Raw genomic sequence first — 2010 nt, 5'->3', positions numbered from 1 at the left:
AGATTGGTATAAGAGACAGTCCACGCCCACGCGCAGCATATTCGCATCGCCGCGCAGGAAGGCGTCTTGGTTGTTGCGAAAGAGGGCCATCGCGGTCTGCTCGACGGTGGCCCCCGGAGGCGTCATTGCTCGCGCAATACCGGAGAGTGTCGCACCACGCTGCACGGGGCCAGAATGCAGCGGGAAGCGGATGCCCTCCGCCTCCGGCGGCACGGCCGCCGGCGGCGGTTGCGGCGCAGCCCGCTGTGGTGCGCGCTGCTGCGCAGCTTGTTGCTCAGGCTGGATGCTGCCGCGCAGCGGCGGCGGGGCAGGCTCCGGCGGCGGGCGGCGGCGGGCCATTTGGGTGGTGGATACGGCCACCCGCGGCGCACCGGCAGCGCCGGCAGCGCCGCGCGCGGGCGGGTCCAGCAGGACAGTGTACTCCTTCACCAGCCGCCCCTCGGGCCAGACCACCTCCACCAGAAAGTCGATGTAAGGCTCGCGGATAGGCTCCCGGCTGGAGACCTGGATGTGGGGCCGTCCGTCGACGCCCACGGCCGGCTTGAACTGCAGGCGCGTCAGGAAATTGGGGCGCTCAGCGCCGGCCTTCGTGAACTCGGCGCTGCTCGCAAGCCGCGCCTTGACGGCGTCGATCTCTTTGGACCGAAGGTCGTTGAGCTCAATCTCAGCATAGAACGGTTGATTCAGCGCCGACTGTGTGCGCATCGCGCCAAGACCCAGCGCCTCTGCGGTACCCGCCAGGCAGGTGAGCAGTGGCGCCCAGGCGATGAGCAGGGGCCGTTTTGCCAGCATCCTCCTTCCTCTCCGGTGCAGCCGGGCCATCGGTTTGCAGCCGATGGGGTCTAGGGCATGCAACATCCATCGGGTTGCGTGGCGCGGTTGACGACCAGAGCGGACTATAGCGAAATATCAGGGAAACGACCAAGCACCTATCAGGGTTTTACCTTGTCAGGAGCAGCATCAGCATTCGGCGCAGCGGCTCGGCTGCACCCCACAGCAGCTGATCGCCGACGGTGAAGGCCGAGAGGTACTCGGGTCCCAGGTTCATTTTCCGCAGCCGACCGACGGCAATGTCGAGCTTACCGGTCACGGCGGTGGGCGAGAGCTCAGCGATGGTGCGCTCGCGCTCATTGGGCACCACGCGCACCCAGTCATTCGCGGTGGCCAGTATCTCCGCGATCTCGTCGATGGGCAGATCCTGCTTCAGCTTGATCGTAAGCCCCTGGCTGTGACAACGCATGGCGCCGATGCGCACACAGGTGCCGTCGATGGGGATGGGATTGGCCTCGCGACCGAGGATCTTGTTGCTCTCGACACTGCCTTTCCATTCCTCGCGGCTCTGGCCGTTCTCGAGCGGCTTGTCGATCCAAGGAATCAGGCTACCGGCCAGCGGCACGGTAAAGAGCTGGTCCGGAAAGTCATCGCCCCGCATGGTCTCAATGACCTTGCGGTCGATGTCGAGGATGGCGCTGTGCGGGTCCGCCAGCTCCCCTGCCACGGCGTCCCGCAGCGCACCCATCTGCAGGAGCAGCTCGCGCATGTTGCGAGCGCCGGCGCCGGAAGCAGCCTGGTAGGTCATGGCGCTGACCCATTCGACCAGATCGCGGCGCAGCAGGTCGCCAACGGCCATCAGCATCAGACTCACGGTGCAGTTGCCACCGATGAAATCGCGCTTGCCGGCTGCCAGCGCCTGGTCGATGACATCCAGGTTCACCGGGTCAAGCACGATGGTACTATCCGGCTGCATGCGCAGCGTGGAGGCGGCGTCGATCCAGTAGCCCTGCCAGCCCGTCGCGCGAAGCGGCCCGAACACCTCGGCCGTGTAGTCGCCGCCCTGGCAGGTGACGATCGCGTCCATCTCGGCAAGCGCGTCCAGATCGCGCGCGTCGCGGAGCGGCTGCGCGCCGCGGCCCACATCCGGCCCGAGCTCCCCCTGCTGGGAGGTGGAGAAGAACACAGGCTCGGTGATCTGTGCGAAGTCACCTTCCGTGCGCATCCGCTCCATGAGCA

2 protein-coding genes are annotated in these 2010 nt (G+C 66.5%); both read right to left on the bottom strand.

The annotated features are described in order from the left end of the window. On the bottom strand, positions 1-792 hold a 792-nt coding region (locus I6U14_RS13585), incomplete at its 3' end, for a FimV family protein (RefSeq protein ID WP_367115671.1). A gap of 148 nt (positions 793-940) precedes the next feature. Next, positions 941-2010: aspartate-semialdehyde dehydrogenase (gene asd / locus I6U14_RS13580; protein WP_296900057.1), on the bottom strand; the 1070-nt coding region annotated here is incomplete at its 5' end.

This window comes from Thiohalocapsa sp. (genome assembly GCF_019695415.1).
Classification (GTDB): Bacteria; Pseudomonadota; Gammaproteobacteria; order Chromatiales; family Chromatiaceae; genus Thiohalocapsa.
Note: the sequence above shows the minus strand (reverse complement) of the source record. Positions and strands in the feature narration are given on the sequence as shown.